The following is a 25160-nucleotide window of genomic DNA, read 5'->3' on the forward strand; positions in this document are numbered from 1 at the left end:
TACCAATGTTCCTTTTCTACCTAAACACCCGAAACTCGCAACTCAATAACCCGAAACCCGAAACTCATCACTCATCATTAACGACTCCTATCCTAGCCCTGATAGTAATGGTTACCCCGCAGCTTGCGTCGGAGGGTAGGTTTTAGGTGTGGAGGCCCTTCGGCTTTGCTCAGGGTGAGAGCGTGGGAGTGCGAGGGCGCGAGGAGTATGAATGGATAGCAGGAAATAGCTCCTAATAAAGTTCGAGAGTTGGAGGGTTGGAGAGTTGGAGCGTTGGAGAGTGAAAAAGTTTAAATATACTGGTGAAGAGAGAATAAAAAATGGATATAAAATCGTGATGATTTGAAAGGCGTGTTAAAAGAAACGCTTAATTAATAGCTTATAGGTATAGTATCCTAATAAGCATCCAATGGTATCAGCTACGATATCTAAAGTTTCCATCGATCTTCCCAATCCCATTTCTTCCTGCAGGATTTCGGTGAGGAAAGCATAAAGAAGGATGATCTGGACAAAGTATGAGAATTTTATTTTGGGAAATGCAGCAATGAAAGAGAAACCCAATGCTGCGAATATGCTTACATGCAAAACCTTGTCGATACCGCTGAACATGAACCAATATTCATGGTTTTCTTCTCCCGGCTTGAGAAGCATATAAGTAAGAAATGCCCAATAAATGGGCAGTATCTTACTAAATATTTTTGAAATCTTATCCAATGATCGCTTTATAATCATCTGCAGAAAGTAACTCTGACTGATCTGCCCCATCAGCAATTTCCAATTTGATGATCCATCCGTCTCCATAAGGATCTGTATTTAACAGTTCAGGCTGATCTTCTAATTCTGAATTAAATTCAATAACCTTTCCTGAGATAGGTAAGAACAGGTCTGAAACAGTTTTTACTGCTTCTACACTTCCGAAAACGTCTCCTCCATTAAGATCATCATCTACAGTATCTACATCAACGTAAACGATATCTCCAAGTTCTCCTTGTGCGAAGTCTGTAATACCGATTGTAGCAACGTTACCTTCGATCTTGATCCATTCGTGATCTTTCGTGTACTTTAATTCTGATGGTGTGTTCATTTTTAAATTTTTATTTTGTACAAATGTATTCAAAAATATAGTAGTTTCAAATATTGGATATAAAAAAAGTCCCTCAAAACTGAAGGACTTTTATGTTTGTATTATTTTTAGAATCCACCACCCGAATCTCCGAATGTAAATGTGGCTGAGATACCTGCTCTGACCGTAGACAGCGGGAATGCTGTGGAGATCTTATATTTTGAGGTCATCTGTTCGTAGAATACTCTCAGGTTCAGATTCTCGGAGACATTGTAGTCTGCTGAAAGTTTGATGTTCATCAATCTTTGTCCTCCGGTAACCTGAGCATCATTCAACAGGATATTCATAATGGATGTTTTACTGTCTCTTAATGAAATATCTCCTCTGATGTTAAGATCACTTCCTTTTCCTCTTGTTCCTCTTCCTCTGATGTTGGCTGTTCCTAGTCTGAAGTTTCTGACAATATAACCAAGTCTTACTACATATTCTGTATTCGCATCTTCGGTAAGTGTCTGGTTGACTAATCCCAGTACCATCATTCTGGTTCTGTTATACTGTATTCCAAACTGCATATTGTTTCTCATAGTAACATCTACTCCTATAAGCGGTGAGAAAGATTCTACATATCCCACCTGTGCGAATGTATATGGGTTAATCTTATCTCCATCATTTTTTTTCACATTACCGGCATCATCCACCGTCTGATAAGATCCGTTCGGGTTACCATGATAATCTACGTTACTTTGAATACCTGTTGCTGTATACGTAGCAGTATAGGCATGTGAGATATCGAACTTTGTGAACTGCCCGCTGATGATAGGGATATTTTTTAATCCAGAATAGGTAATTCTCCAGTTTGGCAATGGGAATCCTGCCTTTTTAGGGTTGCCCATAGGTGACACAGATTTTCCTTCCATCGCTGCTCTAAAGGCTGGGATTAATACATAGGCATTTCCAATGCTATAATGCTTTGCAAATCCGTTATTATCCAATACTGCCCCAGGACCTCCCAATTGTTGAGAAAGCGCTCTTGCGTTTTCTCTGATCGCCTGGTAAATTGCTTGCCCATCTTTAAATGATGTGCTGAGAAGCGACGTAGTATTGGAATACGTTATCATTTCGCTGGCAAATGTAAAATCCGTATCAGGAACACCACCATTGGTATAGTTAAATCCTGTATGCGAGAAGTTACTGTTGAAGGTATGCAACACATTAAGATCTACTCTCAGGTCATTCATAGGCATCACCTGTAGGTCTGCTCTCAACTCTTTGGTCGACATTCTTACATACGGATCTGTCATATAATTTGAATTACTTACCCATCCGTTTTCCATTACTGTTCTTCTGATATCTGCCTGTGATCCTAAAAGGAATCCCAGTGTCGGACCTCCCAATGTCTGTCCGTATCCATACCAGTTTGGTGCTGATATTAATCCCGGAAGTACGGTACCATTCGTTTCGTTATAACTTACGTTTAGCTGTTTGAAAGAAGTTAAGAAGAATGCAGCACTTTGAAGTGGCGTAAGCTTATTCTTAAATTTATATTTCTTATATCTGTATCTGTTTTTCTCCCATTGTTTCGCATACACATTATTCAGAGAGTCCATCTCCTGTCTGCGTTTCTGAAGTTTGGCATTAATATTTTTGAAATAGTTAAACTGTCCAAAGAACTTCGGAAGATCCGCAGAAGCTGTTGCCTGAATCACATTGGTATTCTGCCCAACAGATCCTAGACTTGCGGTCTGATTTGTATTAGGATCAGTAAATCCAAGCAATGAAGTAGACCTCGCCGCCCAGTTATAAGTAAATCCATATCCTACTTCTGCATCAATGAAATCCAGATAAGGCAAATATTGGAATGGTAGCTTATAGTTTAACTGTGCTCTGTGATTATACAATACCGGCCTTCCTGCTCTGAATATATTTCCGAAAATCGATTTGCTGTCCATCGAATTTACATCCAGATTGTCATTTAATGTTCTGGTTGCGGAATTGATTTCCAGTTTTAATGATTTTGTAAAATTGAATCCTAATCCATACTGCCATCCAAAGAAGAAGTTTCTGTTTCTGATGGCATCGAAATTACTGTTCATATCACCATTAAGAATTGCTTCCACATTTCTGAACTCAAGCTCGTTGTAGTTTCTGTCGATTTCAGTTCTGAAAGAGATTCTTGTAGGAATAGGGTTAATATTGAATTCTTTTACCCATCTCAGATACTTTGTCGATTTTGCCGTATCACTGATCATCTTATTGAAAGGCTTAAGTACCCACGGTTTAAAGGTGTAGTTATAATCAATATACCCTCTCAGATACTGTCTGTAATTTCTCTTGGTATAGATATCTCTGAAATAGTCATCGTTATAAACAGCAGTTACTGATACGTTTTCAATATCATAAAATTTAGGCTTTTTATTTGGATTTACCCTTTCCTTATGCATGTTAACGACTCCAATACTTCTCTGTTGAGTATAGGTTCTCGCTACTTTTTTCAACTGATCCTTGTTCGGAGCCTTATTGAATTCCACGTCGGTATCCAGAGGATTGTACTTTGGATCTTCAATAGTCTGTGAGTAAGAATAGTTTAAAGGAATTTTCACCCCTGTTTTTTCCGGAAGGAATTTATCTACATTGATCGCCGTATTGATGCTGAATGCTGATTGAGTAGACTGAGTTCTTTCCGCAGGTTTTGAGTCTATATTCCCGAAACCAACCGATGTATAAGAAGCATTGGCATTCACTGTTGCCAGGTCTCCCATATTGAAGTTTAAGCTGGCATTTCCTGCATACCCTCCATCATTTTCTATTTCAGAAAGACGGATTTCGTTTACCCATAGAACTCTTGTTATAGCAGATCCACCTCTTGTGTCAGAATTTCTCACCCCAATCATAATGGTGGTAATATTACCTAAACTTGGTCTACCTTTGATATAAATATTTTTATAAGGTTCCTGATATCCTGTGTCAACGGTTCTATTTGTAATAGCAACCCCTGATTTGTCTCTTCTGATTTTAGCATCTACAAAGTTCTGAACATCAAAATCAACTTCATTTTCCATTGGCCAGATTTCCATAGGAGCAGTGGCAGTAGTAGGAGTCATTTTTAAAGATGATTCATACTCATAATAGTTATCTGTAGCATCGCTTCCGAAACGAATAAAGAATTTTGTTTTCTCATCAATTCCAGTAATAACATTGGATGGGTCGTGAGCATGTACAAAAAGCTTAAGTTTTTTGTATCTTCTCATATCCAACGTTGTATTTTTGAATACTCCTCTTGCTTCCGTCTTAAGATCTTTTACTTTCATGTAAAGTGAAGCTTCATTCTGTCTTTGAGCACCCGCATTTCCACTTAACACTTGTCTGTCAATTCCCGGAGGCAATACATATGGAGGTTGATTCAATGCATTCTCTTCAATGTTCACACTTCCTACCTCAAAATTCGGGTCTGTAACAACGCCTACACCCTCTCCTGAACCTGGGATATTTGTGCTGGCAATGTTACTGGTATATTTTCTCCAGTCTGATCTTACAAGATCCATTGTTCCGAATCTTAAAGTAGATGTCTGATCAAATCCTGCAAGCATCAATCTTGCAAATCTTACGTTATTTAATACTTCATCTTCGTGTGTTCCTTCAGCTTTATCATAATTTGCTACAGGAATTCTAAACAAGTACCATTTAACATCTGAAGACTGTCCGTTCTGGAATGTTGCTTTTACTGTTTTTACATCTACTATATTATTCGTTCCCAGTGACAAACTTGGCTGATCAAGCTTTATAACATATTGGTTATAATTTTCAGTCTGATCCAGGTTGTAATCTTTGTTGATATCTTCAGCATCCGGAGTTTGCGAAGCTACATTCAGAGAGTTTGCTTCTGAGTTCCCCTCAGGGTTTCTGAAATATTTGTATCGTTCCACCACTGAAGCAGCCTGGCTTCCTGTAAATTTATCAGAAAGATAGAATACGAAGTCATCCACTGCAGGGTCAGCAATATTGGTTACCGGGTTTACAAATGTATTTCCGAATCTCATCGCTTCCTGATCAGAAGTAAGACCATCATATCCGGCATCCTGTACTTTCCTATCCTCTCCTTCTGTAGAGAATGCATATAAGATTGGCGGCTGTTTTGGTTGTACTCCCCAATTTGAATTCGTCGTAGAAGATGGTGTACCTGGAGTTGGCAATCCGTTTTCATACTGCATTTTTCCATCTTTCAATACATCTTCTGAAACGTTTCCTAAATGAAGTAATAGTTTTGGATCAGTACCCAGTGTTTTACCATCTGCGTAAGGATCCATCATCCAGAATTCAACGTATTCAATGTTTGAAGTAACAAAGTTGGGAACACTGATGGATCTCATAATCCCTGCCCATCTGCTTTGTGGTTGTTCTGTCAATGGGTTTACATTGTACGGTCCTTTTTCTTTCGGGAAATAAGAGATATCAAAAGTATTCGTAAAGGTTTGTTCTCCTGCTACGAAATCTCTGTTATTATAAATCTCCGAATATTGTACTCTTCTGGAAGCATGATTGGATACAGACTGTGGTGTAATTCCTGCAGGAGCTTTTCCTCCGACTCCCCAGAATCTAGGGTCGATATTATACCATGTTAAAAGTCCTCTTCCATATCCGCTTGTTATATCATCATTTCCCGGTACCGTATTAAATGGCGGTAAAGTATTTTTTTCCGGTTTTGAAGCAAGGCTCCATGCTGCCGGCTCTTTTAATGATATTTTAGAGGTTGTTTGTTCAAAATCGTCAATGTAAGACTGGTTGTTTGTTCCTTTATTCAATCCAGGTAATAAGTAAGCTGCTTCCATCTTAAAGTTTAAGTTGGATGGAGCTTCAGTTTTTACCATCGGAAGTTTATTGGTAAGTCTTGTCAGATAAGGAGCCTGATTGTTGTACATCAGGTTGATCCCTGCCATGGTATTGTTTACCGCTTCCTGCCCGAAGTTTACTTTTTGAGTCAATGGAGATTCTGAGTAATTGATCACCGTTCCTCCCAAGATAAAGTTTTCACTGAATCTTCTTTCTAAGTTTAATCCTAAGAATCTTTTTCTTTGGGTATTAAAGGTCAACTGGTTTTCCAGTGAAATATTGATGGCCTGTCCGGACTGTTTTACATTTTCATTAATGATCGTAACCGTACCGAGCATATAATCTACCGTATAGTCTACACCTTCCGTAAGCTGTACTCCGTTCGCTGCTACTTTTACTGATCCTTGAGGAACGTTTACAGCTCCTAAAGAAATACCTTGTCCCTGAACACCTTTGTAACGCCCTTCCATGGTATACCTTTGTGCAAGATTACTGGCGGATGCCTGCAGCTTTTGTTTGGTATAAAGATCCTGAAAAACGTATTGAGGATCACTTGTACCCAATTTTGATTCCAGATACTTACCGAAAGGCTGCACTTTGGTAAAGATAACCCTTCCGGTTTCCGGCCTTATGGTAATCCCATTCACAAAGTCGAAAATACCATCACCTTTGCTTCCGTCTTTATTGTTCTGGATATCGCCGTTCATATTGAGACGGTCCCAGTTAAATAACTTCAATAAATTCTGATCTTTTACAGGAGTATCCGGAAGATAGTTTACTTTACCTCCGGTTTTTGGATCTCTGTAATATACATTAAGGATAAAGCCATCCGGAGATACCTGTCCTGCATCCATAGAATAGACATTCTTCATCATCAGATCCCACATCGGAGATTGAGTGTTCACCTTGTTATTTGCTCTTAAAACTTTAGTGATCAACACAGGACTTTCTTCAGAAAATTCCCCTACTTTGTATACTTTATTACTTCCATTAACAGTATAAGAGTACGAAACGGCTAAAAGCTGCTGGTCATTCAGTTTTTGATTTAATGAAATATAACCAAGCTGTGGCTGGAAGATAAATTCATTGGCATTCAGTTTTCTCGCTTTTGTAGCAAGAACAAATTCTTCTCCGTTATTGTAGGGAGTAGGTGTTCCCGGGAAGACATGCCCCTGAAAAAGAGCATTGTAATTTTTCCCAGCTTCTCTTGTTCCGGCTACTTGTGATACTTCATCATACAATCCGTTCAACGAGTTATCCGGCAGCGTTACTCCGCCGGGGCCTTCGCCCAGATCCCTGATCCCGATGATACTTTTCTGGTAAGCCAGATTACTGTTACTCTGATCCAATACCCAGACTTCCATTCTGGTAATGTTGATGGTTGAGTTGATCTGCGGATAATTAAGTAAGGCATCATCATATTTGTTCAGGAAATAATGTCCTATAAAGAAGTGCTGGTTTTCTTCATAGTCAATGGCATTGACTTTAAAATTGTTCATCACACCACCTCCCTGTACTACAATATTACGAGCCTCTCCCTGTTGCTGGGAAAGAACTACGGTTCCAAATGTTTTTCCTAACTGGAATTCTGTTTTCACCCCGAACAGTGATTGGGAACCTCGGATAAGACTGGTTGAAAGCGGCATGTTTACGTTACCAAATTCAACTCTTTTGATGATTTTATCTTCTCCTCCTTCATTCGGTTTATCTACATTCCCAAGACCTTTACTCTGAAGATCTTTCCAGCTTCCTTTTGCCTGCCATACAAGATTCATCCTGTTTTCAAAAGCAAAACCACTCTGGGTATCATAATTAGCCTTTAACTGTAAGTTTTCCCCTACTTTTCCCAATAATCCCAACTGAATTCTCTGATCGATATCAAAGGTAAAACTGGTCCTGTTCTGAGGCAGGATCATTGGGTTATCTATTTTCTGGTAAAGTCCTGCAAAGTCCAGGGATGCGTATCCTGAAGGGATGATTTCAATTTTATTACCACCAAAAATGGTTTCAAAAAGCTTGTTGTTGATCTGTAATGAAGGAATAAGCCCTTTCTTTCTGGCATCAGATCTGTCTCTTCTGAAGAGAAGATTATATTTATCGGATTTCTCCTTGTAATAGGCTTTTGTCTGGCTGGCAAGCATATATTCTTTATACTCTTCCGGAGACATGGCTGTAGGAGGACCTGTAATGGTATTTCCGATTTTTGGATATACATAGTACATCCCGGTTTTTATGTCGTAATAGGCTTCATACCTCGTAGGGTCGGCCACTTCATATTGTTTTCTTATGATCGCTGTATCTTTCTGTGCCTGCCCAAAGGCATTTACAGACATACACAGGAACGACAGGAACAAAAATATGTTAAGATGCTTAATATTCGCCACCAAATGTTAAATGTTTTTTAAGATTTGTTTAACCAATTCTTCTACCGAGATGTTTGGATTTTGTTTGATAATTTTATCCGCAATCTTCTCGCTTGTTCGTTTAGGAATTCCTAAAACTTCTAATGCAGATAACGATTCTTCCTTAATTTTATTATCCACCATCACAGAAATGTTCGCGTTTGGATCGCTGTATTTCTGTACTTTATCTTTAAGATCGACGATAATCCTTTCGGCAGTTTTTGCACCAATTCCTTTTGCTTTTTGGATCAATGCACTGTTTCCGGAAAGTATCGCCGAAGCAATCTCATCAAGGCTCAATGTTGACAACAGAATCAATGCTGAAACAGCTCCTACTCCATTAACGCTTATTAACAGATTGAACATTTCTTTTTCTGAACGTGTGTTAAATCCAAAGAGAAGATGAGCATCTTCACGAATGATCTGCTGAATAAATAAAAAGGTCTGCTGATTCAAAACCAGCGTCTGTGAGGTCATCAGACTGATTCCCACGTAGTAACCAACTCCTTGAACATTGATGACAGCGTAAGTAGGCGTAAGTTCTTGAACAGTGCCTTGTAAAGAAAATATCATTATTAATTTTTAAAACTCCCAAATATAGCAATTTAAACTAATTAATGTTTTCATTTGATGTACGAATGATTTTTAACTTAAATTTTAAATAAGAATTCAAGGAATTAACAGAAAAACAAAAGACTCCAAAATATGGAGTCTTTTTACTATCTGTACACGGTTTAAAGTGTCAATTTTGAAATAAGAAAGATGGATTATTGCTTTCCAGTGATGCCATCTGTTCTGTATTATTTCTTCTCTCTTCTTTGAGCATCAAGAACAGCAATGGTAGCAAGGTTTACGATCTCATCAACGCTTGAACGCATCTGAAGCACATGTACCGGCTGTTTTAATCCCATTAGGATAGGTCCGATTACCTGGGCTACTTTCATTCCTCTCAGGATTTTATAGGAAAGGTTTGCACTTTCCAGATTCGGGAAGATGAATGTGTTGGCAGGTGTAGTTCCTAATTTTGAGAATGGATAATCGCTCAGGTGGTCTGCATTCATTGCAAAATCCGGCTGAATTTCACCATCCACAACCATTTTCGGATATTTTTCATGAAGGATTCCTACTGCTTTCGCTACTTTCTTGGAAGTTTCAGAAATCGCAGCAAAGTTTTCAAATCCAAGCATTGCAATTCTTGGTTCAATCGCAAAAGATTTTACTGTAAATTCTGCCATTTTAGCAATATTCACAAGATCTTCTGCTGTAGGGTTTTGGTTGATCGAAGTATCTGCGAAGAAAATAGGTTTCTTTTCAGACAAGATCATCATCATGGCCGCTACTTTATCTACTCCTTTATCTTTTTCGATCACTTCTAAAACAGGACGTAAAACAGAAGTATAGTTTTTAGAGAATCCTACGATAAGTCCGTCTGTATCTCCATGTTTCAGCATCAAAGGCCCGAAATAGTCTCTCTGGCGTACGTATCTTTTCGCTTTGTACTCGTTCATTCCTTTTCTCTGACGAAGTTTCCAAAGGGTTTCTCTGTATTTTTTTCTGTTTTCTTTCTGATCGTCATCACTTGGATCAATGATAGGAACATCCAGAGTAATTCCGTAACGCTCCATCTGCTCCTTGATGTATTTTTTATCTCCTAAAAGGCTTGGGTAAGCAATTCCTTCTTCATAAAGAATCTGGGCAGCTTTCAATACATTATATTCTTCAGCATTTCCAAGGGTAATTCTTTTCGGATTGGATTTTGCACGGCTCTGCATCATTCTTACCAATCTTTCATCTCTGCCCATTCTGTCTAAAAGCTGGTGCTCATATTCATCAAAATCCGTTATGGTTTTTCTGGCAACACCACTTTCAATAGCTGCTTTTGCCACAGCGCTTGATACTTTTGTGATCAGTCTGTTATCAAATGGTTTTGGAATGAAGTATTCTCTTCCAAACTGAAGGTTCTGAACATTGTATGCCAAAATTACAGCTTCCGGCACCGGTTCTTTTGCAAGATCAGCAATAGCGTGTACAGCAGCCAGTTTCATGGCTTCATTAATTCCTGTAGCCTGTACATCCAATGCTCCACGGAAGATATAAGGGAATCCCAATACGTTGTTTACCTGGTTAGGATAATCACTTCTTCCTGTTGCCATGATCACATCTTTACGGGTTTCCAGCGCAAGGTCATAAGCAATTTCCGGATCAGGGTTGGCAAGAGCAAATACAATTGGATTTTCATTCATGCTCATTAACATCTCAGGAGTCATTACATTTCCTTTTGACAATCCGACAAAAACATCAGATCCTTTTACAGCATCTTCCAATGTTTCAATATCTGTCTGAGCGATGAAATCTAATTTTTCAGGAGTAAGGTTTTCTCTTTTATGATTGATTACGCCTTTACTGTCACACATCAGGACATTTTCTTTTTTCAGTCCTAAAGAAATATAAAGTTTGGTACATGCAATAGCTGCAGCACCAGCTCCATTCACCACCATTTTTACTTTATCAATATCTTTATTGGCAATCTGCAGAGAGTTGATCAATGCAGCTGCTGAGATAATGGCTGTTCCGTGCTGGTCATCGTGCATCAAAGGAATATTCAACTCCTCTTTCAGTCTCTGTTCTATATAAAAAGCTTCAGGAGCTTTAATATCTTCAAGATTGATTCCTCCGAAAGTAGGAGCAATTCCTTTTACGATTTCAATAAATTTATCCGGATCTTTTTCATCGATCTCAATATCAAAAACGTTGATATCTGCAAAGATCTTGAATAATAGTCCTTTCCCTTCCATTACCGGTTTTGAAGCCTCAGCACCGATGTCTCCCAGTCCAAGTACGGCAGTACCGTTAGAAATTACTGCTACCAGGTTTCCTTTTCCTGTATAATCATATACAGTTTCCGGCTTATCATGAATTTCCATACAAGGAACCGCTACTCCCGGAGAGTAAGCCAATGATAAATCTCTTTGGGAAGAGTGTGGCTTTGATGGGATAACTTCAATTTTTCCTTTGGGTTCTGCTTTATGATAATCTAGCGCTGCCTGGCTAAAGTTCTTTTCGTCACGATTGTTGTTACTTGACATAAAATTTTGTTTTTTGTTAAAGTATATATTTAATGTGGTAATCTACTAAGCTTTCAATTGGTTTCTGCACAACATGTCCCACATTTAAATTAAGTTCTGCAGCTACAGAACGTAGTATATTTTCATAATAATAAGCGATAGAGCCAATAAAATTGATCTCGGCATCATGCGCCTCCTCATAAGGAAGAACCTGGTATTCAAAGAAACTTTTCATTTCTTCAAAGACCATGTCTTTGAAATAAGGATGATCTTTTCTTTCGATTACAAATTTGGTAAAATTCGCCAGATATGCATTGGGTCTTGGAGTATGATACATATTTTTCAATGCATCTTCTACGGTAAGCTGATAATCTGCTTCAAATTCTTTATGAAGATCCGCAGGCAGTTTTTTCATAAAGTATCTGCGTACCAGCTGCTTTCCGATAGCACTGCCGCTTCCTTCGTCCCCGATCAGGAATCCCAGCGAAGGCAATTCTATCTTCACATTTTTACCGTCAAAAAAACAGGAATTAGATCCTGTGCCGAGAATGCACACGATTGCAGGTTTTCCACTGTATGCGGCATAGGCTGCAGCCATCAGATCTTCCTTCACAATAATCTCTGCTTTTCCAAAAACTTTTGTCAACTCTTCTTCTATGGTTTCGCAGTTTTTTTTCACTCCGCATCCGGAACCATAAAAAAAGACTTTGGTAATTGAATTTTTAACCGATATCAGATTGCTATTTTTCTGTATTTCAGGAGCGATAAGTTCTCTGTTGATAAAATTCGGATTGAAACCGATGGTTTCTGTTTTCAGAAAAACTTTTTTAAAGTCATCAAGAATTACCCAATCCGTTTTAGTAGAACCACTATCTACAATAGCAACCATATTTTAGATTTTAATTTAAGGGTGCTAAATTATGAATTTATCTTCAATTAGCATTTAAAAACAACCTGGAAGCTGTCTAAAATCATTAATGTTTGATTTGTGTTTTTTTTTCGTTGAATTGTAAAAGCCAATCTTCTATTTCATCTTCAAGATAGGAAGTCTGTAGTTCCATTGCATTGATAAAATCATCAGGCACCGGCTCGCCAGTGGAGTTTTCAAGATTCCACAATTCGTTTGACATATTTTCATACTCTGAATACACTCTTTTGAAGCGGGAATTTTCTTTCTCAAGAGCCTCAATATTTTTCTGTTGAAGCTGGAATTTTCTGTATTTGTTTTGACGTTTCATACAAATATTATTAATAATTGGGTCATAAAAAAGTTGGAGTATATGCTCTTAACCGTGCACTACAAGATAGAAAAAACCATCAACACAAGGAGTTGAAAATGAATTTATTATCAGGTCTTTATTACATCATTCTGAATATTAAAATTAGAAATAATTTTTATTAAAAAAAATATTTTAACAACTTTTTTCAGTGTTTAACATATAGTTATAAATTTGCATATTCATATTGTGAAGCGATATAACTGCTGGGATTTCAAAACCGTTATAAACAGAAGAAATTTTCTAAGGTGTTTATATGATGAGAGATAGATCTACCCGGCTGGCTGCCTGATATGTACAAAGATGTTTAGTTTTATACTTATTAAATGAAAGAAATACTCTTACGCCAGAAACAGGTTTTGTTCTTCATCATTGCCGGAGGACTGAGTGCCATTGTAGAAATAGGAAGCTTTAAAATTTTCAGCACCTATCTTCCGCACTTCTTTGTAAAGGAAACCAATTTCTACGGAGTACACTATCCTTTAAGCAACATTTTTTCCACGAGCTGCGGGATTATTACCAATTATTTTCTGAGCATCTGGTTTGTGTTTGAAAGGGGAAAACATTCGAAGAGAAAAGAATTTGCTTATTTTATGGTGGTATCTTTTTTTTCAACATTACTCAGCTTAGGTTTTTTCCAGATATTTTACAATTTCGTATTTAAAGATAATATCAATTTATTTTTTTATACCTTGAGCCCGGAAATGATCAGTAAAATTGCAGCAATATTGCTGGTTTCCATTCTGAATTATTCGATAAAAAAGAAAGTAATTTTTAACGGTTAGGCTGTGACAAAAATTTTAAATTATCTCTGGAGATTCTGGTTGCTGCTGTTGGCATTTTTTCTGACAGTTATTATTGGGATCCCGGTCTATATTTTATCCTTTAATAAAAAACATTATAAATACGGCTATAAACTGGTCAGGCTATGGTGTTTCGGAATGTTCTACGGAATGGGTTTCAGATATGACCTGATTAAACTTTCGGAACAGGAAAAAGATAAAAATATCCCTTATGTCTTTATCTCCAACCATACATCTATTATGGATATCATGCTTGTATGTATTCTGTTTCCTGATCATCCGATCTGTTTTGTAGGAAAAAAAGAACTGGTTAAGATTCCTATTTTCGGAACTATATATAAAAGGATATGTGTAATGGTAGACAGAGCGAGTGCAAAAAGCCGTGCAGATGTTTACCGAAGATGTGCAGAGAAGATGGAAGAAGGCAACAGTATCGCGATTTTTCCTGAAGGCGGTGTGCCGGACGACACTTCTATTATCCTGGATGATTTTAAGGACGGTGCGTTTATACTGTCTTCAAAACATCACTCTCCTATCGCTGTTTATACCTTTGTGGGACTTAAAGAAATGTTCCCTTTTGAAAACTCAAAGGGCTTTCCCGGAAGGGTAAAGGTATATTTCAATGGCATCATTCAGCCTTCAGATTCGCCAAAAGACTCAAAAGCAGAGGCTTATGAGACAATAAAAAAAACCTTAATCAGGTATTCCGTTGAAAGGAAATAGTTATATTTGTTTGTGAAATCTATAATAAATATGTCAAATTATTCTAAACAAACCAATTGGGCCCAATTCATTCCGTTGGTTACTGTATTCTTCTTTTGGGGATTTGTAGCAGCCAGTAATGATATTCTGATCCCTGTTTTTCAAAAAGCCTTCAATCTATCCCAAACTGAAAGTATGCTTGTACAGATATGCTTTTATGTAGCGTATACTGTAGGTTCTTTAATTTATATGCTTGTATCAAAGAGCCTTAAACAGGATTTGATCAATAAAATCGGATATAAGAATGGTCTTATTGTGGGGCTTCTGATCTCCGCATTGGGAACCTTATTGTTCTACCCGGCTGCCAATATGCATTCTTTCCCTTTAATGATCTCAGGATTATTTATTGTAGGTTTAGGATTCTCTCTTCAGCAGATTGTTGCTAATCCGCTTGCTATTGAAGTAGGCCCTACAGAAACGGGATCTCAGAGGCTAACAATGGCAGGAGGGATTAATAACTTAGGAACTACTATTGGACCGCTTATCGTTGCATTTGCTATTTTTGGATCTGCAAGTGCTGCCAACACGGAAGCAAGTATAGAAAGCGTAAAAACACCTTATCTGATATTAGGAGCAGCTTTTGCTCTGGTAGCTTTAATGCTTAAATTCTCTTCTCTTCCTGCGGTGACTCCAACAAACACTGAGGACACCGATGATGCAACTCCGGGAGAACATAGAAAGTCAGCATTCCAGTATCCTCAGCTGGTGATGGGAATGATCGCTATTTTTGTCTATGTAGGGGTAGAAGTTTCCACAGCCAGTAACCTTCCGGCGTATATGGAAAAAAGCTTAGGGTTTGAAACGAAAGAGGTAGCACCTTACATCTCTTTATACTGGGCATCATTAATGATTGGCCGTTGGACAGGTGCTGTAGAAGCATTTGACGTAAATGCAGGATTCAAAAAGATCCTAAGATTCTTAGCTCCTTATCTTGCATTCGGTGTATTTTTACTGGTAAACGCTATTGCCGATCATGATCTTTCTCCGTTCTATGTATATGGGTTTATCATTATCGCAATGATTATCTGTGATATTTTAAGCAAAGGAAACCCGGCAAGAATGCTTCTGATCTTCTCTCTGGCAGGGATCACCGCTCTACTTATAGGGATGTTCACTACAGGAATGGTATCTGTATATGCATTTACCAGTGTAGGTCTTTTCTGCTCTACGCTATGGCCGTGTATCTTCGCATTGGCTATCAACGGGCTTGGAAAACATACGAACCAGGGTTCAGGATACCTTATCATGATGATTATGGGAGGAGGTATTGTAAGCGTTATACAGGGATATGTTGCAGATATTACCAATATTCATTTCAGTTATATCGTAGGGGTTATTTGTTTTGCTTATCTTGCATTCTATGCGATCCGTGTAAGTGGGATTCTGAAAGCCCAGGGCATTGATCTTGATAAAATATCTAAAGGCAGTGGTCATTAATATAACAACAAATATATATAAGAAAAAGAGATTTTGGGCAGGTGTATTACTTGCCCAATTTCTTTTGTTTTATGGATTTTCAAAATCCAAAATAATGATTTCTTTTTTTGAACGCTTTTTTGAATTTCAGAAAGAAGTTCATCAGGTAATGTTCAGCCGGGTTCCATTTTCTGTCGGGGATTTGATCTATATTGCGCTGGGAGCTTTTCTTTTATACTGTTTCATCACTTTATTCAAAAAGCATCAAAGGAATGATTCGATGATAAAAATTCTTATCGTCATGAATGTCTTTTATTTTATTTATCAGATCTTTTGGGGAATGCTGTATTTCCAGATCCCGATTATTAAAAAACTTTCCAGCCAGGATGAGCCGGATATAGGAAAAGCAAAAAAACTGGCTCTTGTTTACCTTGAAAAATGTAAGGCAACACGACAGTATGTACAGGAGGACAGCAACGGAGTATTTATAATCACTAACCTTACATCTATTCAAAAGGAAATCCTGAATCAGCAGACAAAGCTGCCTTCTTATATTTCCGATAAAAAAGCTCCGGAGATACTGGACATCAAGCCTAGTTTATTCAAAAATGTAATGAGCTTTACAGGAATTCTAGGCTATTATAATCCTTTTACAGCTGAAGCCCAGTATAATGCTGAGCTGCCTCATACTTTAATCCCTTTCACCACAGCGCACGAAAGTTCACATCAGCTTGGCTTTGCCAGAGAACAGGAAGCTAATTTTGTAGGGTACTTAATAGGCATTCACTCCGGTAATCCTGAGTTGAGATACAGTACTGAATTTTTCACTTTAAAAAGTCTTTTAAGATATATTGTGGAAGAGGATCCTGGGTTTGTAAAGAATATTCTTCACCAATATTCCCCGGCTATGAAAAGGGATCGTGCTTATGAAAAAAGTTTTATTTTTCAGCATCAGGGATGGCTTGACGAATTCTTTGGATTTACTAACAACCTGTTTCTGAAAAGTAATCAGCAGGAAGGTTCTGTTACCTATTCTTACTTTATTGATCTTCTCTTGAACTATGAGAAAACATAAAAAAAGAATCGTATCAGGCGATACGATTCTAAAAACACAAATGATGAAAAAAAATTTATTACCTTGACTTGTTCCCTCATTCAAGGCGATGTAAAAGTACGACATATTTTATAAATACAAAAACATTTCTATCCTTTTTTAAAACTTTATGAAAACTTTATGATTTTTTAAGTTTTTTTGAGTTCATTTCTGTTTGTTACAAATTACACAAAACATCGACATTCAATAAACAAAACAGGCATAAAACACTATATGAGTTATAAAATAACCACAAAATAAAACATTTGTTTACATAAAAAACATTACTTCTAAGCATTATTTCTTATGTTTTAAAGTTGGAGTTATCTTCAGTATTTTATATGATATTTCTAAAAATCTGAACTTCAAAATCACAGGATATTCTGATATAAAAATCCATTCATTTTTATATCGATTCTGTTTATTGTCTCAAAATAGGAATTTCCACATAACTGTCATTATACCATTTGATCGCCAAAGGCTCTTTAGCATCAGCCCTATTGCCAAATAATCCAGGTTGAATTAAAGTCCGCAAAGATTGTCAATTGTTACATTTCCATAAAAATCAATCGAAATACCAAAGAACCCTGCGTACGTACTCTTGTAAAGGCATAATGTTACACTTTTTTATTTTCTTAATTCATCCCAACAATGCAATCCTATCAGGAACGGATAATAAATTATCCAAAATTGATCAATTCCGGCATGCTTTTCTTGCATTCCCAGAGTTATGAACGCATCTTTGTCTCAGGTAAAAACACGAAATACTTTTTCTAATAAGATCCTTTTACTTCCCACAGGCAACATTTAATGTACGCTTAACCATGAAAACTTTAGAATACCTGCCTGTGGGAAATGGATCTTTCCTTCTTAAAATGATTCCACTTAAAATAGTAAAACATCAATTACTCAAAGAATAATACAAAAGGCATATTCCAAGAACTGCTTTCCGTATCCGGATTCAAGAAATAAAATACTGAAGATCAAATAAAATCTACCAACATCCGTTTATATCTCACTAATAAAGGAGATTTTTTTTTGTATATTTAAAACATCTGTGTATTTTAGATAAAAATATTAATATGATTTTTGACAAACTAATCAACCATCTAAAACTAGATAAACAGGAATTTATTTTCCAGTTCAACTCTCATCCCAATTACCCATCTGCACTGGCATTCAGTGACACACTCAACTTTATGGGGGTAAAAAATGACGCTTATGAACTTGACAAAGAATATTGGGACGAACTTCCGGAGGAATTTATTGCCATTGTTGAGAATTCATTCTCTCTTGTAAAAAAGTCAGGAAGCAATTATTCAGTATATTCGGAAAAAGCAAAAACTTTCGGTAAAGAGGAGCTTTATAATAAATCAACGGACTTTGTACTATTGTTTGAAAAAACAGAAAATGCAGAAAGCAAACTGACATTCAATTTCAAGCCGGTCCTTTATATTATTTTTGCTGCCGTTCTTGCTTATTCTTTGATAAGCCAAACCATCTATGAAGCTATATTCAATCTTCTTTCGTTAGCAGGAGTTTATATTTCTCTGGAAATTTTCAACCAGAAATTCGGAAACACCTCTACGGTTATCGGAAGTATATGCGGAGGCGGAGGTGCAGCAGCAAGCCCGACAGCCAATTCCTGTGATAAAATTATAAAACAGGATAAAACCAGTATTCTGGGTTTAAAATTTGCAGATTTTTCTCTGATTTATTTTACAGGACTCGCTGTATTAGGTCTGTTCTTACCAGCTACGGCTTATATTGTAAAAGGATTTACATTCGTTTCTGTACTTGCCATCGGGTACTCTCTGTACATTCAGGCATTTGTAGAAAAAACATTCTGCAGAGTATGTCTTTTGATCATTTCAATTCTTGTAGGCCAGATCGTAGTAAGCAGTTTATTTTTTGAGAACCTGTCATTCAGTGTGGGAACTCTTTTATTGACTGTCATTCTGTGGGCTCTTGTATTTTCTGCGGTTATTTATTTCAATACTCTTCTTGAGCAAAAAGAAACACTGCAGAAATCGAATGCAAAAAATCTCAGATTCAAAAGAAACTATGAGCTTTTCAAAAATCAGATGGAACAAAATCCAAAAATAGAATTTCAGGATACTGAAACTTTTGCTGTTGGAAAAAGGGATGCCAAGCTTCGCATTTCTATCGTTTCCAACCCGTACTGTGGTTTCTGTAAAGATGCGCATAAGTTGGTGGAAGGACTTTTGGAGAAATACCCCGATGATATTTCATTGCAGATGAGATTCAATTACAGCCCGGACAGAGCTCCAGAAAAATATACACAGCTTATTTCAGATTTAACTCATATTTATCATAACAAACCTGAAAAAGAGTTTTTACACGCTGTTGAAGAATGGTTTGAAACCAAGGATGAAGACAAAATCAATGCACTTTCCGGAGGAAAAGTAAATTCAGAAAATCTGGATCCGCTGATAGAGATGTCTAAAGAAAACAGTAATGCAGGATTAAGCTTTACGCCTATCTTTATCATCAACGGATATCAGTTCCCGGATAAGTATGATCGCGAAGATATCACCTTCTTTATTGATGAATTAATCGAGGATGATGAGATTTAGCAAATAAATCTTCTTCATTTAAAAATTTCACTATCTTAGGAAAAACAAAATAACCATCTGAAAAGATGTAAAAGAGTAGAAAAACGGTGATCAATGGGACTATTTCCAGTTTACCATTTCATTGAATTATAATTGAATTAAAGCAAAAATGTCGCCATAATTTGGCGGCATTTTATAATGAGTAGTAGTTTTGAAAAAAAAATTTCCTTTTTATAAGCAACCAGATACTAAAGACTGCGGTCCTACATGTCTCAGGATCGTAAGTAAGTATTATGGTAAAAGTATATCCCTGCAGCAGATCCGTAACCTTTCCGAAACCACCCGTGAAGGAAGCAGCCTTCTTGGGCTGAGTGATGCCGCAGAAAATCTGGGATTCCGGTCAATGGGAGTTCAGATCGATTTCAATACCCTCAAAGAAGAAGTACCTTTTCCATGTGTGGCACACTGGAATAAAAATCACTTTGTTGTTGTATACAAAATTGACAAAAATAACAAGGTATATATTTCAGATCCCAGCTATGGACTGATCACTTATACCAGAGAAGAATTTATCAAGTCCTGGATCGGAGAAAATGCCAACGAAAATACAGAAGAGGGAATTGTCCTGATCCTTGAAACCACTCCTGCATTCTTTCAAACAGAATTTGATGCAGAAGAAAGTAAGGCAAGTTTTACATTCCTTTCCAAATATCTTCTAAAGTACAAAACACTTGTTATACAGCTTGCGATTGGGCTTTTAGGAGGAAGTTTACTTTCCCTGATATTTCCTTTTCTTACCCAAAGTATTGTAGACGTCGGCATCCAGAACCAGGATATTAATTTTATCTATGTAGTTTTGCTTGCACAGATTATGTTATTCCTGGGAAGAATGGGAATTGAAACCATAAGAAGCTGGATTCTTCTCCACCTTTCAGCAAGAATTAACATTTCGATCATCTCCGATTTCTTTATTAAATTGATGAAACTTCCGATAAGTTTCTTTGATACCAGGATGACAGGAGATATCATGCAGAGAATTAATGACCATCACAGAATTGAACAGCTCCTTACAAGTTCTTCATTGAATACATTATTCTCACTGGTGAACCTTATCATTTTCAGTATTGTCTTACTGTTTTATGATTACAGGCTTTTCCTTGTTTATCTTGTTGGAGCAGTATTATATATCGGATGGATCAGTTTCTTCCTGAAAAAAAGAAAAGAACTTGATTACAAGAGATTCTCTCAGGTATCTCAGGAGCAGAGTAAAGTCATCGAACTTATCAACGGAATGCAGGAAATCAAAATGCATAATGCTGAAAAACAAAAACGATGGGACTGGGAATTTCTTCAGGTAAAACTATTTAAAATCAGGATAAAATCTCTATCCTTAGAACAATGGCAGTCTGTGGGAGGTAATTTTATCAATCAGATGAAAGATATTCTGGTGAGTTTTCTTTCTGCCAAACTTGTTTTAAGCGGAAACCTTACTTTGGGGATGATGCTTTCTGTTCAGTATATCATCGGACAGCTGAACAGCCCGCTTCTTCAGCTTATCGACTTTATCAAGCAGACACAGGATGCTAAAATCTCTCTTGAAAGATTGGGAGAAATCCACGATAAAGATGATGAAGAAGATAAGAATGAGCAATACGTTACCGATGTTCCGAAACAAGATATTGAAATCAAAGATATGTCGTTCAGGTATATTGGTTCCGATGTTCCGGTTTTTGAAAATCTCAGCCTTACAATACCTTATCAGCAAACGACAGCAATTGTAGGGGCCAGTGGAAGTGGAAAGACAACTTTATTGAAACTGCTGATGAAGTTTTATGATCCTGATCAGGGTGAAATCAGAATCGGAAATACCAATATGAAAAATATTTCTCCAAGATACTGGAGAGATCATTGCGGTGTTGTCATGCAGGAAGGATATGTATTCAATGACACCATTGCCAACAATATTGCTGTTGGGGAAGATCATATAGATAAACAAAAGCTGAGACGTGCTGTAGAAATAGCCAATATCAAAGATTTTATTGAAAGTCTTCCATTAAGTTATAACACCAAAATCGGAAATGAGGGCGTTGGAGTAAGTGGTGGCCAGAAACAGAGACTTTTCATTGCAAGAGCTGTTTATAAAGCTCCTGAATATATTTTATTTGATGAAGCTACCTCTGCACTGGATGCCAATAATGAAAAAGTGATCATGGAAAACCTTGAGCAGTTCTTCAAAGGCAAAACAGCAGTGGTGATTGCCCATAGACTTTCCACAGTAAGACATGCAGACAAAATCATTGTACTGGATCAGGGAAGAGTGGTAGAAGAAGGAAGCCATGCTGAGCTGGTAGACTTAAGAGGAGAATATTACAGATTGGTAAGAAATCAGCTTGAATTAGGAAATTAACCAAGATAAAGCCACCATATAGCGGAATCCGAAAAGCTTACAGAGTAGGAAAAATAAAAACTAATAGTAATCATGAAAAATCTTAAAAAACTTTCGAGAAAAGATTTGACATTTGTCAGCGGAGGTGTTATTATTCCGGACAACAACTGCTGTGGATCCTGGTGTCTTGGCAGCTGGGTACCATGCCGCATAAAGCACTTTGAATGCCCGCCGGATGCAGACACTTCGCCACCATCATGGTATGACGGGAACTGCCCAATTATTTAAATTATATTCCCCCTGAAATATTGGGGGAAATTTTACTACATAACAATGAAAGAAGACGTTTTAGACAATATTGAACTCCGCTCAGAAAGCGTACAGGATATTCTTACCCAGCCGCCGCATTGGATGATCCGCTGGGGAAATACGGTGATATTTATTATCCTGCTGTTGATTCTCTTAATGAGCTACATTATAAAATATCCGGAATTTGTGCCGGCTCCTATTATTGTGACTTCTCAGAACCCTCCGGAGAAAATAGAAGCACGAACCAGCTCTAAAATTGAAAAAATATTCATAAAAGACCACCAGGAAGTTAAAAAGAATGATGTCCTGATGGTAATGCAGTCTGCAGCCAACTATAAGGATATTTTAGAGCTTAAAAAACTGGTAGACTCCATTACCCCCGATCAATTATACTCCTTCCCTATTGCTCAGGCTTCAAGATTTAAGCTTGGGGAATTACAGGGTGAGTACAACAGTTTTGCAAAAGCGTTTCAGGACGAAGCCCTTTTTACAAGATTACAGCCATACGCTCCCGAAAATCTGGCGGCCAATCAGAGTATTTCAGAATATAAAGTAAGAATTGCCACGTTAAAACAGCAGAAAAACCTGGAGTCTATAAAGTATGATCTGACTAAGAAAAATTTCAACAGATCTCAGGAACTATTTAATCAGGGTGTTATCTCTGCTATGGAACTTGAAAACGAAAAAATCAAATATCTTCAGGCTCAGCAAAATCTTGAGAATATTAAAATTTCCATATCACAAATGGATGAAGGGATCTCCAACCTGAATAAAACCAAAAGCGGAACTGCCATTAACACAGAAAAAGACAGAATTACCTACTCATCACAAACCCTACAGCTTCTTGAACAGCTGCGAAAATCTTTGAAACAGTGGGAGCTGAACTATCTGGTGATCTCATCCACAGACGGCGTTGCCAGTTTTCAGCAGTTTTTTGGCGAGAATCAATTCGTAAAGGTAGGAGAACCTATCCTTTCTATTCTTCCTAAAAATAAAGAGCAGTTGGTGGGCAGAATGTCCGTACCTACAACAAACTCAGGAAAAATAACTCCGGGTGAAAAAGTTCTGATTAAACTGGATAACTACAGATTCCAGGAGTACGGTATCATCGAAGGAAAAGTACAGAACATCTCCCTGATTCCTGATGATAAAGGAAACTACTATGTAGATGTGATTTTGCCAAAAGGATTAAAAACAAGCTACAATAAAACACTTACATTCGATAAAGAGCTTAGAGGCAGTGCAGAGATTGTCACACAGGATCTGCGACTGATTGAAAGATTCTTCTATCAGATCAGAAAGCTGCTCGGATATCAGGTTTGATAAGCTTTTAAAAAACATTAAAACCGTTTTACAGATGCGTAAGACGGTTTTTTATTCTTTATTTTTAAGATGGCCACTTCTATAATCCTATTTTCCGGAAACGCAATATACTTTTCCTTTTATACAGGCCATTACAGCCATAATTCAGCGAAACAAAGGATTTCCTATTACTGACAGTAAGATCATCAAAAAAGGACAGCAAAAACATGAATATAAAAGAGATAATGACGTAAGACGAATAAATGATCTGAGTACTAACGCTGAAAAGTATAATTATTCCCTTAATACTCCATCAGAAGACCTAAATTATTAAAAATAAAATTTAGTTGAAAGAATTAAAGAGTAAAGTATTAATTCTTTTAAAAGTAAAAACCGCAATCATTGGTGTAATGATTGCGGTTTATTGTAGCGAAGACGGGAATTGAACCCGTGACCTCAGGGTTATGAATCCTGCGCTCTAACCAACTGAGCTACCTCGCCGTTTTGGTGGTGCAAATATAGAAAATATTTCTTTACCTCCAAAATTATTTTACCTTAAAATATTCTAAAACATCTCCAACATGATCTGGTTTGCTGATTATCTTATTGTTAGCGTCCAAAATAAAATACGTCGGAGTTGCATGAATATTATACAAATCTGTGTAACTGCTGTTCCATCCTCTCAATTCTGAATCATTCACCCAGGGAAATGCAGCGATTTTTTTGGTATATGAATTCTTATCCACATCCAAAGACAGTCCTACAATCTGGATATTTTTTGATTTCAGGTCATTGTATTTTTCCAGAAGTTTCGGAAGTTCACTTTCACAGTGTGAACATGTGGACGACCAGAAGACAACGACCTTTTTATCTGCTTTAATATCATGTAATGATTTGGCAGTGGTATTAACAGGTGACTGGAACTTATAATTAGGGAAAACCGCCCCCATTTCAATATTGGCGTTCGATTTCAACGTAGAAGCAAGTCTATCGTTAATGGTACACTTAAGATTTTTGGCAAGAGACAGATATTTACTCTTATATTCATCCATCTGATAGACATCAAAAATATCAATCAATTCTGACAATACAGTCTGCCCTCTTGGAGTTTCTACTTTTAAACGATCCAATAACTTATCAACAGACGCCGTAACGTTTGTATTCCCTCCTGAATTCAGATAAGCGACCAACAAAGGTCTTAATAACGATGAGCTTTCAAGCATATCACCGGATTTGTCCAGAAAGTTGATTATTTCTTCCTGATCTACTTTTTTCACGGAATCAGGAGAGTTGGAAAGGAACTTGCTGTAATTCGTATTGTAATAAGCAATAAACGGGTGTTGCGCTGCATCAATAGAGCTTGATGCACCGGAAAGCCTGTCAATTTCTGTTTTCAACGCTTTTCCAAAGTCGGTATTATCTTTATAGTATTCTTTAATCTGCGCTAAAGCCGGTAAGATAAGCTCTTTTTTTTGTGAACCCTCCTGTTGTTTACTCATCAGATTATTGGCTTCATCCAGATAGATAACATCCTTCACTTTATTATTCTGAATATCCAGTTTAAAGTTGACATTTTTATTTTCAGAAATAAAGCTTACAGTATTATTGGAGCCAGGGAAATAGACTTTCATCATCCCCATATAATGGCCCGGATATTTAAAAGTCCACGTACTATTCTTACTCTGTTCTTTAGTAACAATAATGTCTTTTGATCCGTTTAATGTATATAAAATAGCGTCCTGATCTTTAAAATCTGCCGGAGTCTGAATTGTAACAGTAAATTGAGCCTGCAGAGCAAATGCAGTTAAAACTGCAGATAGCATATAAATTTTTTTCATATAGTAAAAATAAAAAAACTCCCTGATTAATCAGAGAGTTT

At 37.1% G+C, this 25160-nt stretch carries 15 protein-coding genes and 1 tRNA gene; 7 read left to right on the forward strand and 9 right to left on the reverse strand.

Going from position 1 to position 25160, the window contains the following annotated elements:
- Window positions 1-354 precede the first annotated feature (354 nt).
- The 7 genes from AC5YGI_RS15695 to AC5YGI_RS15725 form a co-directional block, all read right to left on the reverse strand.
- Window positions 355-681, reverse strand: a complete 327-nt coding sequence (locus AC5YGI_RS15695; RefSeq protein WP_317047533.1) for a VanZ family protein — start codon at window positions 679-681, stop codon at window positions 355-357.
- Between the two features lie 25 nt (window positions 682-706).
- On the reverse strand, window positions 707-1084 hold the full coding sequence (gcvH, locus tag AC5YGI_RS15700; RefSeq protein ID WP_047098621.1) for a glycine cleavage system protein GcvH: 378 nt from the start codon (window positions 1082-1084) through the stop codon (window positions 707-709).
- Between the two features lie 107 nt (window positions 1085-1191).
- Window positions 1192-8223: a T9SS outer membrane translocon Sov/SprA gene (sov, locus tag AC5YGI_RS15705; RefSeq protein WP_496168996.1), complete on the reverse strand. Its 7032-nt coding sequence runs from the start codon at window positions 8221-8223 to the stop codon at window positions 1192-1194.
- A 57-nt stretch (window positions 8224-8280) separates the two neighbouring features.
- Complete coding sequence (gene ruvA / locus AC5YGI_RS15710) at window positions 8281-8865, reverse strand: Holliday junction branch migration protein RuvA (protein ID WP_110010714.1); 585 nt, start codon at window positions 8863-8865, stop codon at window positions 8281-8283.
- A gap of 227 nt (window positions 8866-9092) precedes the next feature.
- A complete protein-coding gene (locus AC5YGI_RS15715; RefSeq protein WP_411414628.1) occupies window positions 9093-11378 on the reverse strand; it encodes an NADP-dependent malic enzyme in 2286 nt (761 codons plus the stop codon).
- Between the two features lie 16 nt (window positions 11379-11394).
- A complete protein-coding gene (locus AC5YGI_RS15720; protein ID WP_330745228.1) occupies window positions 11395-12246 on the reverse strand; it encodes a BadF/BadG/BcrA/BcrD ATPase family protein in 852 nt (283 codons plus the stop codon).
- Window positions 12247-12331: 85 nt separating this feature from the next.
- Window positions 12332-12595, reverse strand: a complete 264-nt coding sequence (locus AC5YGI_RS15725) for a hypothetical protein (RefSeq protein ID WP_002981716.1) — start codon at window positions 12593-12595, stop codon at window positions 12332-12334.
- Window positions 12596-12960: 365 nt separating this feature from the next.
- On the opposite strand from AC5YGI_RS15725, the gene AC5YGI_RS15730 reads away from it, so the two are divergent.
- The 7 genes from AC5YGI_RS15730 (at window position 12961) to AC5YGI_RS15760 (ending at window position 23302) form a co-directional block, all read left to right on the forward strand.
- The gene (locus tag AC5YGI_RS15730) at window positions 12961-13419 is read left to right on the forward strand and encodes a GtrA family protein (RefSeq protein ID WP_496168963.1); all 459 of its coding nucleotides are present in this window, start codon (window positions 12961-12963) and stop codon (window positions 13417-13419) included.
- Between the two features lie 3 nt (window positions 13420-13422).
- Window positions 13423-14160 (forward strand): lysophospholipid acyltransferase family protein, encoded by a 738-nt coding sequence (locus tag AC5YGI_RS15735; RefSeq protein WP_330745226.1) that lies wholly within the window; start codon window positions 13423-13425, stop codon window positions 14158-14160.
- 30 nt (window positions 14161-14190) lie between these two features.
- Window positions 14191-15636, forward strand: a complete 1446-nt coding sequence (locus AC5YGI_RS15740; protein ID WP_110010708.1) for an MFS transporter — start codon at window positions 14191-14193, stop codon at window positions 15634-15636.
- 94 nt (window positions 15637-15730) lie between these two features.
- On the forward strand, window positions 15731-16690 hold the full coding sequence (locus AC5YGI_RS15745) for a DUF3810 domain-containing protein (RefSeq protein WP_330745225.1): 960 nt from the start codon (window positions 15731-15733) through the stop codon (window positions 16688-16690).
- A gap of 1100 nt (window positions 16691-17790) precedes the next feature.
- Window positions 17791-19305, forward strand: a complete 1515-nt coding sequence (locus AC5YGI_RS15750; protein ID WP_330745224.1) for a thioredoxin domain-containing protein — start codon at window positions 17791-17793, stop codon at window positions 19303-19305.
- A gap of 190 nt (window positions 19306-19495) precedes the next feature.
- Window positions 19496-21691 carry a peptidase domain-containing ABC transporter gene (locus AC5YGI_RS15755; protein ID WP_110010705.1) on the forward strand — a complete coding sequence of 732 codons (2196 nt, stop codon included), beginning with the start codon at window positions 19496-19498 and terminating at the stop codon, window positions 21689-21691.
- A 312-nt stretch (window positions 21692-22003) separates the two neighbouring features.
- Complete coding sequence (locus AC5YGI_RS15760; protein WP_181397983.1) at window positions 22004-23302, forward strand: HlyD family secretion protein; 1299 nt, start codon at window positions 22004-22006, stop codon at window positions 23300-23302.
- A gap of 406 nt (window positions 23303-23708) precedes the next feature.
- On the opposite strand, the gene AC5YGI_RS15765 is transcribed toward AC5YGI_RS15760, so the two are convergent.
- Both AC5YGI_RS15765 and AC5YGI_RS15770 read right to left on the reverse strand, forming a co-directional pair.
- Window positions 23709-23782, reverse strand: a tRNA-Met gene (locus AC5YGI_RS15765).
- A 44-nt stretch (window positions 23783-23826) separates the two neighbouring features.
- Window positions 23827-25119 (reverse strand): TlpA family protein disulfide reductase, encoded by a 1293-nt coding sequence (locus tag AC5YGI_RS15770; RefSeq protein ID WP_330745223.1) that lies wholly within the window; start codon window positions 25117-25119, stop codon window positions 23827-23829.
- Window positions 25120-25160: the final 41 nt, after the last annotated feature.

The sequence above is a fragment of the Chryseobacterium sp. CS3K3.1 genome (genome assembly GCF_059515165.1).

Excerpts from the sequence above, each read along its gene's own strand:
- AC5YGI_RS15770 (WP_330745223.1), bottom strand. The coding sequence starts at position 25,119 with ATGAAAAAAATTTATATGCTATCTGCAGTTTTAACTGCATTTGCTCTG.
- AC5YGI_RS15720 (WP_330745228.1), bottom strand. The coding sequence starts at position 12,246 with ATGGTTGCTATTGTAGATAGTGGTTCTACTAAAACGGATTGGGTAATT.
- AC5YGI_RS15750 (WP_330745224.1), top strand. The coding sequence starts at position 17,791 with ATGATTTTTGACAAACTAATCAACCATCTAAAACTAGATAAACAGGAA.
- AC5YGI_RS15730 (WP_496168963.1), top strand. The coding sequence starts at position 12,961 with ATGAAAGAAATACTCTTACGCCAGAAACAGGTTTTGTTCTTCATCATT.
- gcvH (WP_047098621.1), bottom strand. The coding sequence starts at position 1,084 with ATGAACACACCATCAGAATTAAAGTACACGAAAGATCACGAATGGATC.
- AC5YGI_RS15725 (WP_002981716.1), bottom strand. The coding sequence starts at position 12,595 with ATGAAACGTCAAAACAAATACAGAAAATTCCAGCTTCAACAGAAAAAT.
- AC5YGI_RS15740 (WP_110010708.1), top strand. The coding sequence starts at position 14,191 with ATGTCAAATTATTCTAAACAAACCAATTGGGCCCAATTCATTCCGTTG.
- ruvA (WP_110010714.1), bottom strand. The coding sequence starts at position 8,865 with ATGATATTTTCTTTACAAGGCACTGTTCAAGAACTTACGCCTACTTAC.
- AC5YGI_RS15745 (WP_330745225.1), top strand. The coding sequence starts at position 15,731 with ATGATTTCTTTTTTTGAACGCTTTTTTGAATTTCAGAAAGAAGTTCAT.
- sov (WP_496168996.1), bottom strand. The coding sequence starts at position 8,223 with ATGTCTGTAAATGCCTTTGGGCAGGCACAGAAAGATACAGCGATCATA.
- AC5YGI_RS15715 (WP_411414628.1), bottom strand. The coding sequence starts at position 11,378 with ATGTCAAGTAACAACAATCGTGACGAAAAGAACTTTAGCCAGGCAGCG.
- AC5YGI_RS15760 (WP_181397983.1), top strand. The coding sequence starts at position 22,004 with ATGAAAGAAGACGTTTTAGACAATATTGAACTCCGCTCAGAAAGCGTA.